The following is a 22,474-nucleotide window of genomic DNA, read 5'->3' as shown; positions in this document are numbered from 1 at the left end:
TTCTTAAACCGACCTGAAATCTGAGCCTGCCTAGAACTTATGGCGGGTGTAATTGCCTTCAGGGCAGCCCAGGCGTCGCGATGCGTCCACGGCTTCCTGGTACCCGCTGATGTCGAACGTATCCGGTTCACCCTGCGGCGTCGGACGAATGGCAACCTTCTGCGCCCCCGCCAGGTCTTCGATCGGGATCAGCACCTCAGTCTTTTTCTCGGTTCCGTTGTCGTAAGGAACGACATTCAGCCCCTTGTCATAAAGATCGCGGAAGACCGACAGCCACGGGCGAGCCGGCTGATCATCGACGCGGAACCAGGCCTTCTGCGGATTGACATAGTGATCGAAGCGGAAGCCCATGACGCCGTCCGTGTAGGTGATCCGGCTCTTGGAGAACATCTTGCTGGGGTGGACCTGGCAGGCCTTCTGGCCCGTAAAGCCGTCATCGCGCATGATAACCGTCCAGCCGTTTCCGGTCCAGAACCGGTGTTTGATGCTGTCGTCATGCCGCTTTGGTTTCGGCAGGGCCTTATGCAGGTGCAGGACACTGAACCAGCTGTCCAGCCGCTCTGACAAGGTGGTGTAGGGTGCGGTTGGCGCGGCTGGCACGTTTTCGGCCCCCTGCATCATGGTCAGGGCCAGAACGGCCGTGGCAAGAAGCGGCATGGATATCTCCCTATCGAATCCCGGGGACATTGTACCGTAGCCGCTTCCCTGTCCAGCGTCGATTTGCGCACCGAGCCTACATCCGTTCGATCTTTTTGGCGGTGTCGTCGAGTAAATCGACCATGGCCTCGATCTCGGCCTTGGCCAGGGGCTTCATGCCGCGCAGCTTGACCGCGGCCTTCAGGTTATCCATGGCGCGCATCAGGGGACCGTAGTCGCCGTGTTCGCCACGTCCGCGATCCATCATGGTGAAGAGCTGATCGACGTTTTCGGCTTTTTCGGTCAGGAAGACCTGGCCGGCTTCGGTGATGGTGTAGGACTTGCGGCCGTCGTCGCCGGTCGCCACCGTGGTAAAGCCTTCGTCTTCAAGCCAGCTCAGCGTCGGATAGATGACGCCGGGGGAGGGGCTGTAATTGCCGTTGAAGCGCTCCTCGACAGCCTTGATCAGTTCGTAACCGTGGCTGGGCTTTTCGCTGATGAGCTTGAGCAGAACCAGGCGCAGACCGCCATGGCCAAAGCCCCTGCTATCGCGGCCGCCGCCGAAACGGCCGAAACCACCGCGAAAGTCGGGTCCGCGGCCAAAGCCGTCGCGATGGCCGTGAGTGCGTTCAGAGCAACCGCCCATTCCGCGATCGTGAAAAAAGAATCCGCGCATTGGCGTATCTCCTGTATTATCGTGAGTGTAACTAGATATATCGGATTTGATCTTGTGCCGATGTCCTGGCGCGTTGCAATCCGATGCAAATTAGATATATCTAAATTACATCGAATGCAAGTGGCCGGGTGAAGTTTTTTCAGGCCTGTGGAGCATTACAAAAACTTAACCGGAATCTTTGCATCTAAAAGGGCGCTTTCAGGCCTCTCATATTCAAAGGCCGGCGAGATGAGCTGAGCCGTTACCTCAAAGGAGTTATTCGACATGGGTCCCGAAATCATTGTTCCGGTTGTCGCCATTATATTTACCTTCGGCATGCCGATTGCCATCGTGGCCATTCTCAGTTTCAACAAGGCGCGTAATAACGCCGAACTGCAAAAGACGGTCCGCAGCGCCATCGAACGCGGTGAAACCCTGCCGGCTGAATTCCTCGAAAGCCTGCAGCGTACCGTCCCGCGCGCCAAGTCGCCGATGAACGACATCCGCGCCGGCCTGATCCTGATGGCCGTCGCAGCCGGAATCATGGTCTGGAATTATCTTGATCACAATACGATCGGCGGACATCTGTCCGGCGTCGCGGCCATTCCGGGCCTGATCGGCGTCGCCCTGCTGATTCTTGGTATAATCGGCTTCAGCACGCGCAAGTCCTGAAGAGAAGCACAGCGGCAACCCGGAACCTAACCGCTATGGCCTTACCCGAAGACAAGAAGGACTACAGCCGGCAATCGGATGTCGACGTGGTGCGCCTGTGCACCGCCGGCGGCGACCGAAACGCCTTTGCCGAGCTGGTCCGGCGTCACAGCGGCGTCATCCGAACCCATTTGCGGCGCATGGGCGCCCAGGGTGCCGACGCCGACGACATGGCGCAGGAGGCCTTCATGATCGCCTATGAGCGCGTGGCCGACTATCGCTTCGACGGGCCGTTTGTCGGCTGGCTGAAGACGATCGCCGCCCGGCGCTATCTGAAAAAGGTCCGCTCGTCGCAGAAATACGTCCTGACCGACGACATGAGCACATATGAACCTGAGGCCCTGGCCGGAGAGGGCGAGTTTCGCGCCCATAACCTCGACGCCGCCCTCGAACATCTCAAACCGGTGGAACGGCTATGCCTGTCATTGAATTTCAGCGGCGACCTGTCCCATCAGGATATCGCCGACGAACTGAAGATCCCGCTGGGGACCGTCAAGAGCCATATTCGTCGCGCGATGGATCGCCTGAAGGCCATACTTTCGCCCGTTTCGGACGCCAGACCAGCGGTATTGGAAACCGGATCATGAACGACCGCGATATAGAAGACATGTTCCAGAGCCCGGCGGCGTATGACGACGCCGAGGCCTTCGAGCAGCGCGTCATGAACGGGCTGAAGGTCAAGCTGTGGCTGCGCCAGGGGTTGGTTGTTCTGGCCGGTTTTATCGGCGGCGTCTATGCCCTGGCGCAACTGGTGCGCATGCCCAACTGGACGGTCGACGGCAAGGCGGTCTACGCCCAGTCCATTCAAAAGGCGGCGGCCGATACCGATGAGACCCTTCGCGCCGGCGTTGAACTGGTCGATGTCATTGGCCGCAGCCTTACCGGACTGCTGAATTCGACGGGCCACTATCTCGTCTATATGCAGACCGCGGGCTTCTTCTGGGTGACCTTCTTCCTGTGCATGGCCTTCGTTGGCCTCTACTACGCCTATTCCCAGGAAGAGACTATTTAGCAACCAACGCCGCTTTTGTGTGGCGAGACAATCTGACCGAGTGGCCGCACGCTTGACTTGCAATTCCTCGGAACTGGCGCAATATCGCCTTCGGACAGCTGGCTTGAGGCGACATGGCCGATCCGTTGTCCGGATCAGGGGAAGGCCTACGCATGCTGTCCTACTTGCGTCGCATCGGTGACACGATTTTCGGCCTTTTCCGCTTTGCCGACGAGGTCGAGGAAAAGCAGCATTTCGGCTTCGGGCATTTTGTCATCCTGTTGACGCTCACACCGTTCATCCTGTCGATGGGGCTCTATTATTTTTCAGACGTCAGCAAGGTGCCTTCCTGGTACCAAGGCAATTACCAACGGTTCATCAGCGCCCAGGCGCCAACCAAACCGGCAGGCGACAGACAATGTTTCCTGTCGTTATGTCCGGAAGTGGAAGCCTACCCACTCCGCAAGGCGATCTTCGAAAAAATGCCACCAGCAGAGCTGGAGGTAAAGGCCTATGCCAGCAGCACTGTGGCTGACATATTGCAGGAAAAGTCCAGGTCGGTGTTTGGCGACCAGATCTATACTGGTTTGATCTTTCTGGGCCTGGGTCTTTACCTACCCTGCGCCATATTATGTGTCATTCGCCGTCGCTTTGAGATGTTGATATTCGGCCTGTGTATCCCGCCTGCCTTTGGGTTGACGGCGGCGGGGTTGCTCAACGAGCAACTGGCGATGTTCGCCGCGCCAAAGATCGCCCTGGCCTGGTTGATTCTCAGGGGACGGCCGTTATCAAGGCCGATTGTCGTGGGCCTGACCCTGCTGACACTGCTGGCGGTGGCCGGTGCCGTCGAGACACTCTGGCTGGTACTGGCGCTGATCATCATACTGGTTGCGTCGGGCATTGCGTGCCTTGTCGCAAAACTGTGGCAATGGATTCCAAATGCTTTGACGCGGCTCAGGCCTGGTTTCCGTTGGGGACGACCCGTTGCTGCTGTGATACTTTGCCTGCCGGCCGGTCTGGTCCTTTATATGGTATATATTGGCTTATGCGTGCTCGGTGCCGGTGCGCCCGACTTTGGTCTCGTCAAGGTCTTGCTGCCGATTGTCCTGTTCGTCATGATTCTTGCCCTGGGCCGGCTGATCGTTACGGCGATCGCAGTCAATGCCTATTTCATAAAGGCCATGGGCCTGTGGCGCACTTTGAGGGTCACCGCACATGCCGCCATACTCTGGTTGCCCATGCTGGTGCTGACGGCGCCCTATTTCATCTTGACGGAACATTTGCTGCCGAAATGGACGACCGACGCCCTGTACGAGGCGCACATATTCCCGAATCCCTATGACCATGAGTTGCGTGACAACAGTCTGCAGGCGACAGCCTTAGCTTTCGACGAGAAACTGTTTCGGTTCCATGTCGCCATGGAGACCATCAAGGCTGAGGTCAGGGCGCAGGCCTATGACCTGCGGGCCAACGGGTTGAAGGCACGCGTTCTGCGTGAATTCGACACTATCTTTCCCAGTCAGATGGAGATGGAACCGATCCATACCGGCGTGCCGCTGATCGGCGGACTGATGGACGACGGCCTGGCGCTGGGGCAGGAAAAGGCCAATGAGAGCTACATGAAGCTGCGCGCCAGCCTGCGCACAAATGTCGAGGAATCGGTCAGTGGGCTGGATCAGCAATTCAATGAGGCGGTAACAACCAATGAGCAACGGGCGCTCGATATCGTTACCCAGGTCAAGACCAAGGCCACGGACGGCATACTGGACGCCAATCATTCGACGCAGTCCGCGATATGGACCACGATGATCTATGTCGGGGCGGTTCACAGCATCGGATTGATGTTGTTCCTGTCGATCTGTATCCGTAGTTTCCTGTACGTCTTCGCCCGGGTTGCGTTTCATCGCAACATGGGCACGGTTGTGACCCTGGGCCGGATCGACGATAGCCCGCCGGCCATGCCGCCGGCGCGCATTACGCCGACCGGCGGGCAATATGTGATACCGGATGACCATGAGGCCACCTACTATGTCTCTCGCCGCTTCCAATGTCGTGGCAAGGCACCGCGATTTTCAATTCCTCAGCCGTTTCATGCCCCGATAGCCCGCCTGCTGCACGGTGCGACAACCATGAACAAGATTGTCATGAAGCGTGGCGAGGGGACGGTGAGTTGCACCGCCGCGCGCGGCGCGCAGTTTTTGGTATGGGATCTGGCCGACGGCGAAGTCGTGATCTTCGACTTTCACAATTTTGTCGGCATATCGGAAAGCCTGCAGCTGTCCACCCTGATCAGCACGCGATTGACGTCGCTGCTGCTCGGCAAATTCATCTTTTCCAAGGCGATCGGGCCGGGCAAGCTTATTCTCATGACCGATGGCCGCGCTGAGATCACCGGTGACGGGCAGGTGGCTGAAAGCCTGCCGCCTGAACGTCTTGTCGCCATGCATCTCGATACGCGGCTGAACGTCGAAAGCGAGCTCAATATCGTCGATGTTTATCTGAGCACGGCCTATGTCCGCCCGGCTGCCGGCGGGCAGGTGATTGTCGATGTTGACAGCCAGCGTGGATCGCGCCCCGGACTGGGCCGGTTCTTCCTGCATTTCCTCTGGCCGGGCTGATGGGAGTCATATCGTAAACTGGTTTTCCATAATTCCGTAATTGGAGTTCGAAACATGCCCCCAAAACGCGACAAGAACTCGGCCGATGACGCGGTCGAGGATTGCGACCTCGATGACAATAGCGACACGTCCGGGAGTGGGGACGAGCGCAGGGTCGTGCGGAGACTGGTGATGTCGTCCGGCGACGCCCCGTTCATTGTTGTGGCAGGACCCGATGAGGCGGGTGTGCTGACCGATGTGATGAACGGCTGCGCCACGGTGATTCTGTTGTGGGACCGGGATGAGGCGACGGGCGACTATAACGGCATGCTGGCCCACCACGTGGCAGGTGCGGGCGACGTGCCGTGGCGTCGCTATTCCGAGATCACTACAGAGGCGGCCATTATCCTGATGTGCGCGGCGGACCAGAGCGACATCGACCAGGCCTTGACCTACGGTGATGAGCGTTGGAACGCCTGGCTCCCCGATGCCAGTCTTCGGACGGCGCTGTTTTCCAATGCACTGGTATTTCGCAACGGCACATATCAGCCGGTAACGAACAGTGATGTCGACGAGACCTTGTACCGGGTCTTGTAGAGGCGGGTTTCAGCCCCGATTTGCAAAATCGCTGTCGACTCGCCATATAGCGCGCAGCCCACAGGATCGGGGCCGCGTCGAACAAGGAACCAGCGTGAGCAGCCATACCCAAGCGCCCGTTAAACGCATCACCGCCCCGGACATCATCGCTCGCAAGGGCAAGGAACCGCTGGTCGTGCTGACCGCCTATTCGGCGCCCATGGCGCAGATTCTGGATGAGCATTGCGATATCCTGCTGGTCGGTGACAGCGTCGGCATGGTCGTTCACGGCCTGCCCAATACCATCGGTGTAACGATGGAGATGATGAGCCTGCACGGCCAGGCGGTCATGCGCGGCTCGCAGCGCGCCTTTGTGGTGGTCGACATGCCCTTCGGCTCGTACGAAGCCGGGGCCGAACAGGCGTTTGTCAATGCCGTGCGGTTGTTGAAGGAGACCGGCGCCCAGGCGGTCAAGGTCGAAAGCGGTCCGACCATAGCCGATACCATCGCCTATCTTGTGGCGCGCGGCATCGCGGTCATGGGCCATGTCGGATTGCGTCCCCAGGCGGTCAATGCCGACGGCGGTTTCAAGGCCAAGGGGCGCACCCAGGCCGAGCGCGATAAGGTCATCGCCGAAGCCTTGGCCAGCGACAGGGCCGGCGCCTTTGCCATCGTCATCGAGGGCGTGGCTGCCGATCTGGCGGGCGAAATCACGCAGATGGTCTCAGCGCCTACCATCGGGATCGGCGCATCGAACGCCTGCGACGGTCAGGTGCTGGTCGTCGACGACATGCTGGGCCTGTTCGACTGGTCGCCCAAATTCGTCCGCCGCTATGCCGACCTGCGGGGCGAAATTGCCACGGCGGCCGCGCAATACGCCAAAGATGTCAGGCAGCGCAGCTTTCCCGCCCCAGAAGAGACATATTTTGCTAAGTAATTAGCCGGGAAACCGGTTTGGGGGCGGGCAGGCGCAGTATTGCGGTTGCGCAAGCCTGACGCTTTGAGTAGGTTCGCGCCCAACAGGGGACGCGTCGCGCAAGGAACGCCGTCGATGGCGGCTGCCGTCTCCGGAACGACAAGAGCCCAAAACGGCAAGGCCCAAAACGACAAGAATAAGGACTTTCGCGCGTGAGCGATATTTTCGATGAAACCGAAGAAACCCTTCGGACCGAGCAGTGGATCAAGATTGCCAAGACGGCCGCGCCATGGGTAGGCGGCGCGCTCGGTTCCGCACTGGTGGTTGCCCTGGCGTTCTGGGGCTGGGATTCCTACCAGGCCAACGCTTCGGCCAAGGCCTCCGAAGCCTTCCAGGCGGGGATGGACGCCAGCGTCGCGCACGATAACGCCACGGCCAAGACGAAATTCGAAGACACTGCCAAGACTGGCACGCCGTCCTACAAGGCCATGGCCCTGATGGAACTGGCCGCCCTGTCGGTCGAAGACGGCAAGACCGACGTCGCCATCAAGCAACTGGATGACGCTGCCAAGGCATCGAATGACGCCATGCTGTCAGATCTGGCCGCCTATAAGGCCGCCCTGCTGGTCATGGAAAAGGCGCCCTTTGCCGAAGTCCAGAAGCGCCTGCAGCCGCTGACCGAGAAGGATCGCCCCTACGCCGCGGTCGCCAAGGAAGCGCTGGCCATGGCCAAGCTGCAAAACGGTGATGTCGCGGGCGCACGGGCTGACCTCAACGTGCTGGCTGTCGGCCTCGATACACCGCAAGGCGTCAAGCAGCGCGCAGAAATATACGTCCAGGCTATCGATTCCGGTGCCGGTCCGACCGCCAAGGCGGCCGCTGCCCTTCCGGAAGCCAAGATGCCTGCCATGCCGGCGGGCCTGCCCGATGGCATGCAGATCCAACAATAGATAAACTGCCGACACGAAGTACACTGGTCGACCTCTCCTCATGGAAACGCGCTTATGAAGTCTCTTAAGGTCACGAAAAGCTTTGGCAAGGGTGCCGGGCGCAAGGCTTTCGCACTTGTAGCGCTTACCGCCGCCGCGGCGATGAGCCTCTCTGCCTGCTCGACGATCCAGAAGATCACCAAGAAGGAAAACCCGGAAGATCGCGCGGTGGCCGCACAGGGGCAGCGCATTTCGATCGTGGCCTTCGACCAGAAGCTGGCGCCCTCCAAGAGCCTGAAGGGGATCGGCTATTACATCCCCAATCCGACGACCGTGGCCAATTGGCCGGTCGCCGGCGGCCCCACCGGCGCGCTGATTCAACACAGCGACGCCGCCAAGTCGTTCCAGGTGGCTTGGTCCAAGTCGATCGGCGCCGGTAGCAAGGGCAATACCGAAGTTCTGGCGCAACCGGTGACGAACGGGACACTTGTTTACACGCTGGATGGCGAAGCCCGCGTGACGGCGTTCGATATCGCGACCGGCAATACGGTGTGGAGCGTCGACCTTAATCCCCACAACAAGCGCGATAAGTCGGCCTTCGGCGGCGGTCTCGCCCTGACCGCTGACGGCAAGCTGTTCGTGACCTCGGGCTATCGCCTGATTGATGCGCTCGACGCGTCGACCGGCGCGAAGATCTGGGAAAAGCCCGTCGACACGCAATTCCACTCGGCGCCGACGGTCAACGCTACCGATGTGTTCGCCACCGACGTCGATAACCAGATCTTCGCCTTCGACCAGGCGACCGGCGAGATGAAATGGACCTATCAGGCCATTGCCGAGCCCGCCCGCATCCTTAAGACGGGCGCGCCGATCGTTTCGGGCGACGTTATCTACGCGCCGTTCTCGTCCGGCGAACTCGTGGCTTTGAATGCCAGCACGGGTGACGTGGTTTGGGAACAGGTACTGGCGCAGTCCAGCCGTACCAATGCCCTGTCGCAGATCCGTGATATTTCGGGTCGGCCGGTGCTGTACAATGACACGGTGTTCGCCGCGTCCCATTCCGGCATGTTTGCCGCCATGAATTCGCGCACCGGCGATCAGCGCTGGCAGTTGTCGACCGACAGCATCAATTCGCCTTGGGTTGCCGGCGACGTTGTGTTCCTGGTCTCGCTGCAAGGCGAATTGCTGGCAGTCAGCCGTGAAAGCGGCCAGATCTACTGGATCCAGGACCTGAATGCCGGCGCCCAGAAGAAGAAGAAGGGCGTATTCGGCCTTGGCCGCGAGAAGATGGTCGGCAAGGTGCCGCTGTGGTCGGGTCCGATCCTGGCCTCCAACCGCCTGATCATGGTCAATTCCCTGGGCCAGGCTGTGGCTTTCGACCCCAAGACGGGCGAACGCCAGTCGTCGATCAATCTGGGGGGCGCTGCCTATATCGCGCCGATCGTCAGCGGTGATACGATGTTCGTGGTGACCGACGACGGCAAGCTGGTCGCGATCCGCTAAGCATTCTTGATGAGAAATGGTTGGAAAGGGGGCTTCGGCCCCCTTTCTTTTGCGCGCTTCTCCCAGGTTCCAAACCCTTTCTTCGTCTAGAGTGTTTCCCGATCAAGTTGATCGGTAAACACTCTAGATTCTTGTTTTGTCGCACTTCTTATCCGAAAAGTGGCGTCCACTTTGTCGGGAAGTGCTCTAACCGGTTTCAAATTGCGCGCTTTCCGGTATAAGGCGGCCATGCCTATAAAAATTGCCATAGTCGGCCGGCCCAATGTCGGTAAATCGACCCTGTTTAATCGTCTCGCCGGGAAAAAGCTGGCTATTGTCGACGACCGCCCCGGTGTGACGCGCGACCGCCGCTACGCGACCGGTAACCTCGGCGACATCCCGCTGCTGCTGATCGACACTGCCGGCTTCGAAGATCTGACCGACGAATCGCTGGAATCGCGCATGCGCATCCAGACCGAGCTCGCCATCGACGAATGCGATGTCGCCTTCTTCGTCGTGGACGCCCGCGAAGGTGTGACACCGCTCGACCGCATCTTTGCCGGCATATTGCGCAAGCGCGACAAGCCAGTGCTGCTGATTGCCAACAAGGCCGAGGGCCATCAGGCCGCGGCCACGGCCGAAGAAGCACGCGTCCTGGGCTTCGGCGAGCCATTGCATCTGTCGGCCGAGCACGGTGAGGGCATGTCGGAGCTGTACGAAGCGACCGAAGGCTACCGCCAGCTGATCGAGGGCGACTTCGATGCCGAGGCCGCCGTCGGTGACGAAGACGATGAGACCAAGCCGATCCGCATCGCCATTATCGGTCGCCCCAATGCCGGCAAGTCGACACTGATCAACAAGATGCTGGGCGAAGACCGCCTGCTTGTCGGGCCTGAGGCCGGGATCACCCGCGATTCGATCAGCGTCGACTGGGAATATGAAGGCCGGACCATTCGCCTGGTTGACACCGCCGGCCTGCGCCGCAAGGCCCGCGTCCAGGAAAAGCTGGAAAAACTGTCGACCGCCGACACCATCCGCGCCATTACTTTTGCCGAGATCGTCGTCCTGGTCATGGACGAAGCCAATGCCTTCGAGACACAGGATCTGCAGATCGCCGACCTGGTCGAGCGCGAAGGGCGTGGCCTGATCTACGCCATCTCGAAGTGGGATCTGGTGGCCGAGCCCCAGGCGCGCCTGGCCGAGATCGCCGAAACGGCGGAAAAGCAATTGCCGCAGTTGCGCGGTACGCCGTTGGTCACTCTGTCGGGCGCCACGGGGCGTGGTGTTGAACGGCTGATGCCTGCGGTGCTGAAATGCTATCGCAACTGGTCGGCCAAGGTGAAAACGCGCGATCTCAACGACTGGCTGGCCCTGGCGGTGCAGCGGCATCCGCCTCCCGCCGTCGATGGCAAGCGCATCAAGCCGAAATACATGGCCCAGACCAAGGGCCGTCCGCCGACATTCGTCCTGTTCGCGGCGCGTGCCTATGCCATGCCGGACCATTATCGCCGCTATCTGATCAATTCGATCCGCGAATCCTTTGATTTGCCGGGTGTGCCGATCCGTCTGACGGTCAAGGCCAATAGCACGGTCAATCCGTATGCCGAGGGCGATTCGTCGGGTGAATGGAAGCCGTCGGGCATGCCGCGTACGCGTGGCAAGGCCAAGCCGAAACCGGGCGACAAGCCGGCCCACCCCAACCGGGTGCGCCAGAAGGCAAAGGGTACGGCACCGGCTGTGGCGCGGCCCAAAATCGTCGCCAAACCGCGCGTCGAGGCCGCCAAGGCCAAGACCTTCCGTAGCAGGCCGGCCGGTCCCTCGACCAAGCCCGGCGCGGCGGGGCCCGGTGGACGTTCGAAACCGGCGGGCAAGCGGAGATAGTTTTAAGATGATCCACAGATTACGCCGATTACACTGATTTTTTGAGGTTCTGACTGACACTCGACCTGTCGATCATCTAAAAAATCGGTGTAATCGGTGTAATCTGTGGATCCATTGCCCTTATTATTCGGCCAGGTTACAGGCTCGGCAAGGTGATCATGAATAACATCACTGACCTAAAGTCTTCGTCACATAGTGACGATCTGCTGGCGCTCAACAATATGTTCGCCAAGGAAACGTCGTATCTCGAGTACGCCGACTGGACGCACATGCTGGGCCAAGCGCGGTTCGGCTATGCCGCCGGCAGAGAAGGTCTTCTGATCGCTTTCGACCAAGATGCTGACTACGACAGCCCCAACTTCGTGTGGCACCGCGAACGCCTGCCCCATTTTGCCTATATCGATCGTGTGGTGATTGCCGCCTCTGCGCAGGGCAAGGGGCTGGGGCGCGCCCTGTATGAACGTTTGTTTGCCGATGCACGTGCAGCCGGGTTTCCGGTTGTTGCGTGTGAAATCAATATCGATCCTCCCAATCCTGGCTCGATCGCCTTTCATGAACGGCTCGGCTTCGAAGCCGTTGGCGATCAGAGCCTCGCCAACGGCAAGCGTGTCGGCTATTACGTCATCCGGCTATAGCCGTTCGAGCACTCGGCCAAGCATGGCCAGCATGGCGTCGATATCGGCCTCGGTGACGTCGATTGGTGGGCGGAAACGGATCGAATCGGTGCCAGCGCCCAGCAGAAGCAGGTTTTCCGTTTCCAGCGCCACGTCGACCAGCCGCCCCTTGTTTCCCGCGCCCAATACCGTAAAGCCCTGATACAGGCCCCAGCCGCGGACATTGACGATCTTGTCCGGGAAGCGCGCCACCAGGGCTTCGACGCCGGCCACCAGTCGGGCCGTCTTGGCCGGGACCGCCTCGAGCAGGCCTTCGTCCTCGACGATCTTCCATTCTTCGACGAAGCGGACCATGTCGGCCAGCGAACCGCCCCAGGTCGAGTCGAGCACGCCGATATCTTCCATCGAATTCAGCATATAGACGGCGCCATTGCCGAACTTCTTGGCCACCGCAATAGCGTGCGGCGGATAAGGGACATCGAACAGGTCGATGCTGAAAACGGCGCCGGTCTGGCCGCCAGAGGTCTGAACCTCGTCGAGACCCCAGGCGACGTCGTAGCGATGGCACAGTTCCGACAGGCCGCGATAGAAGTCGGGCATGGCCAGGCGGTGGCCGCCGGCGCCCTGCAACGGTTCCAGGATAACGCCGGCAATGTCACCGTCATGCGCCACCATCAGGCGTTCCAGTTCGGCAAGGCAGGCATCGGACACGGCGCGATTTTCGGCCTCGCTGCGCCGCGTGTCGTAGTCCGGGAAGGCAACCGTCAGATTGTCCTTGATGATGCCGTGGAAATCCTTTGTTGCCACCGGATCATTGGTCAAACGGGTGATGTTCAGGGCGAACACCGTGCGGCCGTGGAAGGCCTGATCGAAGGAGATAAAGCGCTGGGTAAAGTCGCTGCGGCCCTTGGCGCTTTGTTTATGGTGGTGGAGATTGATGAGATATTTCATCATGTTCTCGACCGCCTCGGCGCCGGAATTGACGGCATAGACCTCGACGCGGCCATCCCTCATGCACAGCGGGCGCAGGCGATGCAGCAGGCGGTAATAGTCGAGGCATTGCGGTGTCAGAAAATCCGGATTGGCCATCTTGGTATTGGCGGCCAGCAGCAGATTGCGCACATAGTCCGGCGCTTCGAGGCGGGGGTGATTGTAGCCCAGCAGCTTCGAGCCGTAGAGGCCGCACCAGTCGGTGATGCGGTCGCCATCGACGGTCGCCAGGGTCATGCCGCGCGATTGCGACAGGTCGACGACAAAAGGATAGGGTTCGGCAATGACATAGCGGCCCAGCTCGTCGAGCATGGCGGCGCTACGTGTCTTCGGATAAGACATGTATTCCTCGCAAAGGGCATTCGTGTAGCGCCTTATGGCGGCGCTTTGTGTGGTCTTTTTAGCTCAAGCGCCGCATGGCTCGCCGCATCAGCGGCGGCGGGCGTCGCCCTTGCCAGGCTGCAAAGAAGCAGCCTGGAATTATCAAACGGTTTGCGCTGCCCAATCGCGGAAATCAACCGTTTCCTGCGGCGGGGTACGATTTGGGTCGACCAGTTCCAGCACCAGGGGAACAATGGCGTCCGGATGGGGAATCGACATCGGATCTTCGCCCGGGAAGGCCGCCGCGCGCATGCGTGTGCGCATTGGCCCCGGGCTCAGCAGGGCGGCGCGCACGGGGGTGATTTCCATCTCATCAGCCCAGGCGCGAACCAGGGTTTCCATGGCCATCTTGGTCGCCCCATAAGGCCCCCAGAAGGCGCGGCCATGGGTGACGGTCTTGCCGGTCGAGAAGAAGACGGCGCGGCCCATGGGCGACAGGCGCATCAAAGGCTCGACGGCACGCAGTAGCCGCCATGTAGCAGTCAGGTTGACGGCGACGATCTTGTCGAAGTCCTTCGGTTCGTGATGTGTCACCGGGCTCAAGGTGCCGGCGATGGCGGCGGCGTGGACGAGCGTGTCCAGTCGCCCGAAACGTTCGAGCAGCGCACCGGTCAGCCGGTCCATCGCTTCTCCATCGGTGATGTCAAACGGGATCAGGGTGGCGTGGTTGCCAGTTGACTTGAAAACCTCGTCGTCCAGTTCTTCCAGCGACGCCTTGGAACGGCCGCAGGCAATGACCTGGGCGCCGGCACGTGCCAGCCCCAGGGCGCAGGAACGGCCGAGGCCGCGCGAAGCCCCGGTGACAAGGGCTATGCGGCCTTGTTGCGACTGATCCTGGACGGTCATAATGGCTCCTGTATCTTTTTATACCTCCCCGCTTAAGCGGGGAGGGGACCGCCCGAGACATTGCGAAGCGCAGCGAAGCTTTGGCGAAGGGTGGTGGTGGGGGCCTTGCTAACACCTGCCCCGTGCGCGATAGCCCCTAGTTCGAACTGGCCAGCAGTGACAATTGCTGGCCGGGGCTTTGCGATTCTTCCAGCGCCTGTTCCCGATCGGTCAGGGGCGTCGGGTAGTCGCCGGTGAAATAGTGGTCGGTAAACTGCGGCATTTCGGGATCGCGGCGGTTATGCCCCATGGCCTTGTACAGGCCGTCGACCGACAGGAAGCCCAGGCTGTCGCATTCCAGCATCTGGCGCATTTCTTCCAGGGTGTGGTTGGCGGCCAGCAGCTTTTCGCGATCGGGCATGTCGATGCCGTAGAAGTCGGGCCACATGATCGGCGGGCTGGCTGATCGCAGGTGGACCTCCTTGGCACCAGCTTCGCGCACCATACGAACGATCTTGACCGAGGTCGTGCCGCGAACGATAGAATCGTCGATCAGTATGACCTTCTTGCCTTCCAGGACGACGCGGTTTGGGGCGTGCTTCTTGCGCACGCCCAGATCGCGGATGTTCTGGGTTGGCTGGATGAAGGTGCGGCCGACATAGTGGTTGCGGATAATGCCCAGTTCGAACGGCAGGCCCGACTGCTGCGCGTAACCCAGCGAAGCCGGCACGCCCGAATCGGGCACCGGGACGACGACATCGGCGTCGGCCGGATGTTCGAGGGCCAGTTGCCGGCCCATGGCCTTGCGCACCTCATAGATCGACTTGCCGTTGACCACCGAATCGGGGCGGGCGAAATAGACATATTCGAAAAGGCACGGCCGCGCCGGGCGGGCATCGAATGGCTTGTAGGATTTAAGGCCGTTCTCGTCGATCTGGACGACTTCGCCATGTTCGACGTCGCGCACGAAGGTGGCGCCGATCATGTCCAGGGCGCAGGTTTCCGAAGCAAGGACATAGGCCTGGTTCAGCTTGCCGATGACCAACGGCCGAATGCCCAACGGGTCGCGGGCGCCAATCAGCATCTTGCGCGTCAAAGCGACCAGGGCGAAGCCGCCTTCCAGGTGCTTGAGCGTTTCCATGAAGCGGTCGATGATGCGCAGGGCGCGCGAACGGGCGACCAGATGCAAAATGACCTCCGAATCGGAGGTCGACTGGAAGATGGAACCTTCGGAGACCAGCTTGGTGCGAAGATGCATGAAATTGGTGAGATTGCCGTTGTGGGCGATGGCGATGCCGCCCTGGTCGAGATCAGCGAACATCGGCTGGACATTGCGGATAAACGACCCGCCGGCTGTCGAATAGCGCGTGTGGCCGATAGCCGAATGGCCCTGAAGCTTCTGGGTCAGGTCCGCGCCGGTGAAGACATCACCGACCAGGCCGTGCGCGCGTTCTATATAAAAGCGGCGGCCGTCGCATGAGGCCAGGCCGCAGGCTTCCTGACCGCGGTGTTGCAGGGCGTGCATGCCCAGAACCGTCACGGCGCTGGCGTCGGCCATGCCGTAGACGCCGAAAACACCGCATTCCAGCCGGGGCCGGTCGTCATCTCCGTCGCGCGCAAACGCGTCTGTATCGGTGAGGTCGGACAGGTTTGACGCGGACAGCAGCATGTCTTCTCTTTCGGTTACGCAAAGCCGCTTCGGTTCCGCAAAGCCATTTGGCGACGCAGGCCGTAGCGGCAAACTATGGGTTTTCGTCGACCACTTTGTTGGCCACGCTGGTACCTGCGGGAACAAAGGCCTGGAGGACCTTGGCGCAGCGCACGCTCAGCGGATAAATCTTGGCATCACGAAACCAGTGCGGCTGCCGGTCAATAGGCGTGACGGCCGAAAAAATCAAATGGAATACGCCCAAAACCACCAGTGTACGGAAGAATCCGACGGCAAAACCCAGGACCCGGTCGAAGGTATTGAGGGTCTTCTGCTTTTGGATACGCTGCGACAGGTTATGACCCAGATAGCGGACGCCGAAATAGATCAGCAGGAAGAAGACGAAAGCCGCGACATAACCTGTAATGGTGTCGAGGTGAAACGTGTTGGTGATGAAACCCTTGCTGACAATGGCCAGAAACAGCGCCAGGAAGAAGGAGATCAGATTGACGACCTCCTTGGTGGCGCCACGCACCACACCCGCGATGCAGGAAACGGCCAGGAGAGCCAGGAAAATGAGATCATATGGCGTCGGCGTCATGGTGTCCCCTATATGGTATGGCGCGGCGCCGTTTGTACCATCAAGGCCAAATCTTAACAACACAGCTTAACCATCAAGACGACCTGGTATCAGTCTCCGACGGGAAACAGGGCGGCAATGGCGTCGTTCAGCGCCGCAAAGCCTCGAATTTTAACAGGCGGATTGTCGACGGTCAGTTGGGCGGTGATGGTGCTGCCGAAGCCAAGCTTCGCCGCTTCCTTCAGGCGTGCTTCGCTGCGCGACACAGAACGGACATCGCCCGACAGGCTGATTTCGCCGAACACGACGCAGTCGCGCGGCAGGGGTGTGTCGGTCAGAGCCGAGACCAGGGCCAGGGCGGCGCACAGGTCGGCAGCGGGCTCGCTGATCCGCAGGCCGCCGGCGACATTGAGATAGACGTCCTTCTGACCGAAGCCGACGCCGCAGCGTGACTCCAGGACTGCCAGGATCATGGCCAGGCGGCCGCTGTCCCAACCGACGACCGCGCGTCTGGGCGTGCCGAGCGCCGAGGGGGCGACCAGGGCCTGCATCTCGACCAGGACCGGTCGCGAGCCTTCGATGCCGGCAAAGACGGCGGAGCCTGACGCGCGCTCATGGCGGTCGCCGAGAAACAAGGCGGACGGATTGGGGACTTCGCGCAGGCCGGCATCGCCCATCTCGAAAACGCCAATCTCATCGGTGGCGCCAAAACGGTTCTTGGTGCCGCGCAGGATACGGAACGGATAGCCGCGCTCGCCTTCGAACGACAGGACGGCGTCGACCATATGCTCGACGACGCGCGGTCCGGCGATCTGGCCTTCCTTGGTGACGTGGCCGACCATGATGACCGAGGTGCCGTGCTTCTTGGCAAGGCGCACCAGTTCGCCGGCACAGGTACGGACCTGCGACACCGATCCTTGCGCTGCCTCGATGGCGTCGGACCACAGGGTCTGAATCGAGTCGATAATGACCAGGTCGAACTTTTCGCGCTTAAGAGCGTCCAGAATGACGCGCAGAGATGTCTCAGCCGCCAGGTCGACCGGCGCCTTGGCCAGGCCCATTCGCGCGGCACGGCCGCGAATCTGCTCGACGGCCTCTTCACCGGAAATATAGGCAACACGAAGATTGCGCGTTGCGGCATTGGCTGCGACCTGTAGCAACAGGGTCGACTTTCCGACGCCTGGATCGCCGGCAATCAGTATGGCCGACCCCGGCACCACCCCGCCGCCGCACACGCGGTCAAATTCGTCAATGCCCGTGACCATGCGCACTGGCGCCTCGTCCTGGCTGTCGAGGGTTTCGAACTGCAGCTTGTTCAGGCGCGAGATCTTATTGGCTTCAGGCTTCAAGCCGCCCGGCGGTGCGCTGAAGCTTTCCTGGACGAGGGTATTCCACTGACCGCAAGCGGGGCATTGACCGGCCCACTTGCTGTGAACGCCGCCGCACGACTGGCAGGTAAAGAGGGCAGTGTGCTTGGTCATGAACATTCCTGATGCTGAATGTTCCGTATATGTTCCGCTTTGGTGAGCCTGTCAAGTATATTGGCGGGCGATCCTGGGCCCCAGGCGGGTCAGCAGTTCGTAGCCGATCGTCCCGGCGCGAGCCGCCACTTCGTCGAGGTTTTGTGAGCTGCCGAGGACCTCGACCCAATCGTCGGCGGCGACCTCGAGTCCGCTGACATCGCAGGTGCACAGGTCCATCGAAATGCGGCCGGTCAGGGGGCGCCGCTCGCCCTTCACGGTGACAAATCCCCCGGAAAAGCTGCGCAACAGGCCGTCGGCATAGCCAAGGCCGATCGTCGCCAGGCTCATGTCGCGGGGCGCGGTAAAGGTCGCCCCGTAACCGACGGTTTCGCCGGCCTTGATATGATGGACCTGCAGAACGCGCGCGCTGAGGTGGGCCACGGTGCGTATATCGGCATGGGCGGCGCCGAACGGTCCGCCGCCATAGAGCCCGATACCCGGACGGATCAGGTCGAAGCCGTAGTCCTGTCCCAGCCAGGCGCCTGCCGTATTGGCCAGGGACTTTTGCGCTCGTGGAAACCGCGCCGCCGCCTCGCGAAATGCCGCCAACTGCTGCGGATTGAGCGGATGGTCTGGTTCATCGCCGCAGGACAGGTGACTCATCACCAGGGCCAGATGGTGGCTTCCTGCATCGGGCAGGCTCGCCATGTCTTCCGGGCGTATGCCCAGGCGGTTCATGCCCGTATCGATATGTACGGCCGCCGCCAGGTCGTTGGCGCCGCTGATCCAGTGGTGATACTGCGCCGGCGTATTGATAACCGGTCTCAGGCGATGGGCCGCAAAGGCCGCCGTTTCGGTCAGGCCGTCCAGGACATAGATGATCGGGTCAGCGCCCAGCAGGCGCCGCAGGGCCACGCCTTCCTGCAGGCGGGCGACGAAGAAGGTGCGCGCACCTTGGTGAGCGAGATAGGGCGCGATCGCAGCCATGCCCAGGCCATAGGCATCGGCCTTGACCACCGGCGCGACTTCGGCAACTCCGGCGCGGGTTTTAAGCGCCTTGTAATTGTGACTGAGCGCAGCGAGATCGATACTGAGGCGGGCGGTCGGCGAAGCGGAAATCATAGTTTTCGCTAGCATGCCAAACAGGCGTCATAAAGGCCTTTCTAAGCCTTTTTCTACCGTCTCGGCACGCTGACCAGCGCGACCTTGTCCGCCATGGAGTCCCTGAGAAAGCGGACGATCGAACCATAGTGTTCGGCGCCGGTCACGACCGCAATCCGTTCACCGGGATGTGCCTTGATCGCGGCGGCGATATTGGCGGCCAGGTGCGCGTCCTGCGCCGTCGCAAACCGGGCCTCTGCTTCGTATCGCGTTCCGGCGACATAGGCGCGCAAGGTATTGTTATAGTCGACGCACAGGGCATTGTAGCGTCCGGTGCTCAGGCTGTAGGGCGTCGCAGTGGCCAGCAGATGGTCACGTTCGGCCGCAATCTGCGTCAGGCGCGCGGCATAGGCCCGGCGTTCCGGCGTATTGAGTTCGGCCTCGTCCGCCGTCCCTGGCTGCGATGTCGTCCAGTCGATAGCGATGGTACGGGTGGACGGCGCATCGCCAGCCCAGTCGAAGCCAAAGGCGCGATCGCCGTAGTCGCTTTTGAGCGCCACCATTTCCTGAGGATATTGATCGGCGAGATAGGCCGCGTCAAAGGTCATCCTTTCCGGCGCGATCTCGACACCAACCCTGTCGGGCCTGAAGGTCCGGACGATGCGGAACAGATCGTCATAGCTATAGTTGGGATTGGTCTGGTGGCGTTGATGGATGCTGGGGACAATCATCACGGTGGCGGGTTGCAGCCGCGACCAGCTTTTGGCTTGGGCGGCTGGAGCCAGCAAAGGGGACAGCATCAGCGCCATGGCGAGACGGCGGGTACAGATATCGGTCATCGGCACACTCTCCCGGGTTATTCGGGGCGTCCCGGATTTGGGGCAGCCCACCTAAATCCAAGGTCGACTATGCCGCCAAAAGTGCATTAATTTTCGATTGGATTTGGGGCTATTCCCTATCGTAATTGGCGTATCTTTCGGGATTGGCGAGATTGCCGAAGCGCACGACGTTTTCGTCGAACGACAGCCTGACCGTACCGATCGGGCCGTGACGCTGCTTGCCGATAATGACCTCGGCCGTGCCCTTGCAACGGTCCATTTCTTCTTGCCACTTCAGGTGTTCGTCGGTGCCTTCCTTGGGTTCGGCGCGGCCGAGATAATAGCTCTCGCGATAGACGAACATGACGATATCGGCGTCCTGCTCGATCGAGCCCGATTCCCGCAGGTCGGACAGTTGGGGCCGCTTGTCGTCGCGGCTTTCGACCTGGCGCGACAACTGCGACAGGGCGATGACGGGGATCTGCAGTTCCTTGGCGAGGGACTTCAGGCCCATGGTGATGGCCGAGACTTCCTGGACGCGGTTGTTGGCGTACATGTCGCCGGTCGTAACCAGCTGCAGGTAGTCGACCATGAGGCAGTCGAGGCCGACGGTGCGCTTCAGGCGCCGGGCGCGCGCCGTAAGCTTGGCCAGGGCCAGGCCGCCTGTGTCGTCGATATAGAGCGGCACCGCGCTGATATCCATGGCGGCTTCCTTCAGCCGCTGGAATTCCGAGACGTCGATTTCGCCTTTGCGGAGGCGATCGGAGGCGACGCCCGAGGCATCGGACAGGATACGCATGGCCAGCTGATCGGCCGACATTTCGAGCGAGTAGAAGGCGACGACGCCGCCGCGCACTGTCTTGCGGTCGCCGTCGGGCTGGGGCTCGTAGGCATAGGCCTTGGCGATGTTGACGGCGATATTGACGGCCAGGGCGGTCTTGCCCATGGAAGGACGGCCAGCGAGGATAAGCAGGTCGGACTTGTGCAGGCCGCCGATCTGCCGATCCAGGTCCATCAGGCCTGTGGAAACACCCGACAGGCCGCCGTCGCGATGGAAGGCTTCTTCGGCCATCGACAGGGCGCCATTGACGGCGTCCGAGAAGGTGACGAAGCCGCTCGACGACGTACCTTTTTCCGCTAGCTCGAACAGTTGGGCTTCGGCGTTTTCGATTTGATCGCGGGCCGGCTTTTCGCCGGACGCCGCCTTGGCGATTTCGCCGCCCAGGCGGATCAGTTCGCGGCGCAGGGCCAGGTCATAGATGACGCGGGCATAGTCCGAAGCGTTGGCGGCGGGCGGCGCACGGTCGACCAGGTCGGCGAAATAGCGAATGCCGCCCAGGTCGTTGAAGGCCTGATCACTCTTGAACTTGTCGACCAGGACGATCGGCTCAGCGAGATGGCCGATGCGGATCTGCTCTTCGATCGAGGCGAATAACCTTTGGTGGAACGGTTCGTAAAAGTGGCGTGCCATAAGGCCGTCATACAAACGTTCATACGCGCCGTTGTCGAAAAGCAGGCAACCGAGCAGGGCCTGTTCGGCCTCCAGATTGTGCGGCAGGGAAGCGGGCGCTTCGGCGGAGGTGGGGGGAGACAGGGTATCGGCCATGATGGACGTCATACAAAGGTTAACGCTGGAAGCAAGGGGACGTGACGAACTGTGCACCTTATGCCGATTCACAGCCTGTGAATAACGGGGATAATTATGGTAATTGGAGTTTCAATTCGCATATATGCCTCGAAACCTCCATTCCTAGGGGCTGTCATGCAAATGAATCCATCGAGCAAGCATCATTATGTTCCAGTTTTTTACATGAAGCCGTGGACTGGAATTGATGGCAAGGTTCAGGCGTTCAGAAAAATATATGACGGCTCTGTTGTAAATGGCAGGAAATTTCCGTCGGAAATTTGTTTCGAGTACGACTTATATAAAAACGGAGCTACTGGAGTTGACTCTGTTGAATCTCAAAAGATTGAGATGGAACTGCTTTCTCCCATCGATAATGCGGCAAGCCAATTTCGGGATCGATTGCTGAAGGGGGAATCAAATTTTTCCCACGAGGATATGAGCAAGTGGGTTCAATTTCTAATTTCATCTGTCTATCGCCATCCAAATGAAGTTATGCGTCTTAAATCCAAAGTAGCCAGTGGATGGATAGATACTGTATCCAATTTGATGCCGCTTCATTCGCCAGAGTTGGTTGATGAACTAAATAGGTTCAAAAATTTAGATGGTCTGGAACTTGAATCTGAAATTGAAAATACAAAAACCGCATTAATCGCAAAGATGCTAAGTAGTAAAAATATTGGTAACTTCATTATGAATATGAAATGGGCGATAAGAGATATTGAAGATGGATTTGACTTAATGACTTCTGATTATCCATCTGTCAAAACAAACGGCTTAAATGTAGATGGGGGGCACATTATTTTGGCGCTAAACCCAAAAAAATTGTTTATCGCTGCAAAAAATGATGAGGTCCTTGATCTCCTCGCAAGTGGACCTGGAAAGAATTTGTCGAGATATTACAACATAAATATTGTTGAAAATTGCTCGAAATTTGTGATTTCTACCGATAGCAGTCAAGAACGATTTATTAGAAACCATTTTAAGAAATGAGATCTAATTGGTTTTGCAAAAAAAGCTCCCCACCGTTACCGATGGGGAGCTGATCAACGCTAT

At 59.9% G+C, this 22,474-nt stretch carries 21 protein-coding genes; 11 read left to right on the top strand and 10 right to left on the bottom strand.

The features are described 5' to 3' along the window. Positions 1–30: 30 nt before the first annotated feature. The gene (locus AC1DXO_RS19905) at positions 31–657 is read right to left on the bottom strand and encodes a hypothetical protein (protein ID WP_476979930.1); all 627 of its coding nucleotides are present in this window, start codon (positions 655–657) and stop codon (positions 31–33) included. Between the two features lie 76 nt (positions 658–733). Next, entirely contained in the window at positions 734–1,312 is a 579-nt protein-coding gene (locus AC1DXO_RS19900; RefSeq protein WP_476979929.1) for a PadR family transcriptional regulator, read from the bottom strand. A 264-nt stretch (positions 1,313–1,576) separates the two neighbouring features. Between AC1DXO_RS19900 and AC1DXO_RS19895 the strand changes: the two genes are divergently transcribed. From AC1DXO_RS19895 to AC1DXO_RS19850, 10 genes are all read left to right on the top strand, one after another. Next, a complete protein-coding gene (locus AC1DXO_RS19895) occupies positions 1,577–1,963 on the top strand; it encodes a DUF6249 domain-containing protein (protein WP_476979928.1) in 387 nt (128 codons plus the stop codon). A gap of 35 nt (positions 1,964–1,998) precedes the next feature. Beyond that, the gene (locus AC1DXO_RS19890; RefSeq protein WP_476979927.1) at positions 1,999–2,589 is read left to right on the top strand and encodes an RNA polymerase sigma factor; all 591 of its coding nucleotides are present in this window, start codon (positions 1,999–2,001) and stop codon (positions 2,587–2,589) included. Then, complete coding sequence (locus AC1DXO_RS19885) at positions 2,586–3,014, top strand: hypothetical protein (protein ID WP_476979926.1); 429 nt, start codon at positions 2,586–2,588, stop codon at positions 3,012–3,014. The genes AC1DXO_RS19890 and AC1DXO_RS19885 overlap by 4 nt, the downstream gene beginning before the upstream one ends. A 152-nt stretch (positions 3,015–3,166) precedes the next feature. Continuing rightward, positions 3,167–5,611, top strand: a complete 2,445-nt coding sequence (locus tag AC1DXO_RS19880) for a hypothetical protein (protein ID WP_476979925.1) — start codon at positions 3,167–3,169, stop codon at positions 5,609–5,611. Between the two features lie 54 nt (positions 5,612–5,665). Continuing rightward, entirely contained in the window at positions 5,666–6,187 is a 522-nt protein-coding gene (locus AC1DXO_RS19875) for a hypothetical protein (protein WP_476979924.1), read from the top strand. 94 nt (positions 6,188–6,281) lie between these two features. After that, entirely contained in the window at positions 6,282–7,103 is an 822-nt protein-coding gene (gene panB, locus AC1DXO_RS19870) for a 3-methyl-2-oxobutanoate hydroxymethyltransferase (protein WP_476979923.1), read from the top strand. A 191-nt stretch (positions 7,104–7,294) separates the two neighbouring features. After that, complete coding sequence (locus AC1DXO_RS19865; RefSeq protein WP_476979922.1) at positions 7,295–8,032, top strand: tetratricopeptide repeat protein; 738 nt, start codon at positions 7,295–7,297, stop codon at positions 8,030–8,032. A 54-nt stretch (positions 8,033–8,086) separates the two neighbouring features. Then, on the top strand, positions 8,087–9,514 hold the full coding sequence (locus tag AC1DXO_RS19860; RefSeq protein WP_476979921.1) for a PQQ-like beta-propeller repeat protein: 1,428 nt from the start codon (positions 8,087–8,089) through the stop codon (positions 9,512–9,514). A gap of 228 nt (positions 9,515–9,742) precedes the next feature. Then, the gene (gene der / locus AC1DXO_RS19855; protein ID WP_476979920.1) at positions 9,743–11,374 is read left to right on the top strand and encodes a ribosome biogenesis GTPase Der; all 1,632 of its coding nucleotides are present in this window, start codon (positions 9,743–9,745) and stop codon (positions 11,372–11,374) included. A gap of 158 nt (positions 11,375–11,532) precedes the next feature. Beyond that, a complete protein-coding gene (locus AC1DXO_RS19850) occupies positions 11,533–12,009 on the top strand; it encodes a GNAT family N-acetyltransferase (RefSeq protein ID WP_476979919.1) in 477 nt (158 codons plus the stop codon). On the opposite strand, the gene AC1DXO_RS19845 is transcribed toward AC1DXO_RS19850, so the two are convergent. The 8 genes from AC1DXO_RS19845 to AC1DXO_RS19810 all read right to left on the bottom strand — a co-directional run bounded on the left by AC1DXO_RS19845 (position 12,004) and on the right by AC1DXO_RS19810 (position 21,400). Beyond that, the gene (locus AC1DXO_RS19845) at positions 12,004–13,320 is read right to left on the bottom strand and encodes an aspartate aminotransferase family protein (protein WP_476979918.1); all 1,317 of its coding nucleotides are present in this window, start codon (positions 13,318–13,320) and stop codon (positions 12,004–12,006) included. The genes AC1DXO_RS19850 and AC1DXO_RS19845 overlap by 6 nt on opposite strands. Positions 13,321–13,461: 141 nt before the next feature. Continuing rightward, entirely contained in the window at positions 13,462–14,205 is a 744-nt protein-coding gene (locus AC1DXO_RS19840) for an SDR family NAD(P)-dependent oxidoreductase (protein ID WP_476979917.1), read from the bottom strand. Between the two features lie 136 nt (positions 14,206–14,341). Then, positions 14,342–15,853 (bottom strand): amidophosphoribosyltransferase, encoded by a 1,512-nt coding sequence (purF, locus tag AC1DXO_RS19835; RefSeq protein ID WP_476979916.1) that lies wholly within the window; start codon positions 15,851–15,853, stop codon positions 14,342–14,344. A 73-nt stretch (positions 15,854–15,926) separates the two neighbouring features. Next, positions 15,927–16,433, bottom strand: coding sequence for a CvpA family protein (locus AC1DXO_RS19830; protein ID WP_476979915.1), 507 nt, complete (start codon positions 16,431–16,433; stop codon positions 15,927–15,929). Positions 16,434–16,522: 89 nt separating this feature from the next. Next, entirely contained in the window at positions 16,523–17,893 is a 1,371-nt protein-coding gene (gene radA, locus AC1DXO_RS19825; RefSeq protein ID WP_476979914.1) for a DNA repair protein RadA, read from the bottom strand. 51 nt (positions 17,894–17,944) lie between these two features. Then, the gene (gene alr / locus AC1DXO_RS19820) at positions 17,945–18,994 is read right to left on the bottom strand and encodes an alanine racemase (protein WP_476980059.1); all 1,050 of its coding nucleotides are present in this window, start codon (positions 18,992–18,994) and stop codon (positions 17,945–17,947) included. A gap of 56 nt (positions 18,995–19,050) precedes the next feature. Beyond that, positions 19,051–19,815: a hypothetical protein gene (locus AC1DXO_RS19815; protein WP_476979913.1), complete on the bottom strand. Its 765-nt coding sequence runs from the start codon at positions 19,813–19,815 to the stop codon at positions 19,051–19,053. Between the two features lie 109 nt (positions 19,816–19,924). Then, positions 19,925–21,400, bottom strand: a complete 1,476-nt coding sequence (locus AC1DXO_RS19810) for a replicative DNA helicase (protein ID WP_476979912.1) — start codon at positions 21,398–21,400, stop codon at positions 19,925–19,927. 156 nt (positions 21,401–21,556) lie between these two features. Here AC1DXO_RS19810 and AC1DXO_RS19805 point away from each other — a divergent pair, with 156 nt between their 5' ends. Continuing rightward, the gene (locus AC1DXO_RS19805; RefSeq protein ID WP_476979911.1) at positions 21,557–22,411 is read left to right on the top strand and encodes a DUF4238 domain-containing protein; all 855 of its coding nucleotides are present in this window, start codon (positions 21,557–21,559) and stop codon (positions 22,409–22,411) included. The last annotated feature ends 63 nt before the right edge of the window (positions 22,412–22,474 follow it).

The organism is Asticcacaulis sp. P2_C5, from assembly GCF_056404555.1.
This window is presented reverse-complemented; position numbering and strand designations above follow the sequence as displayed.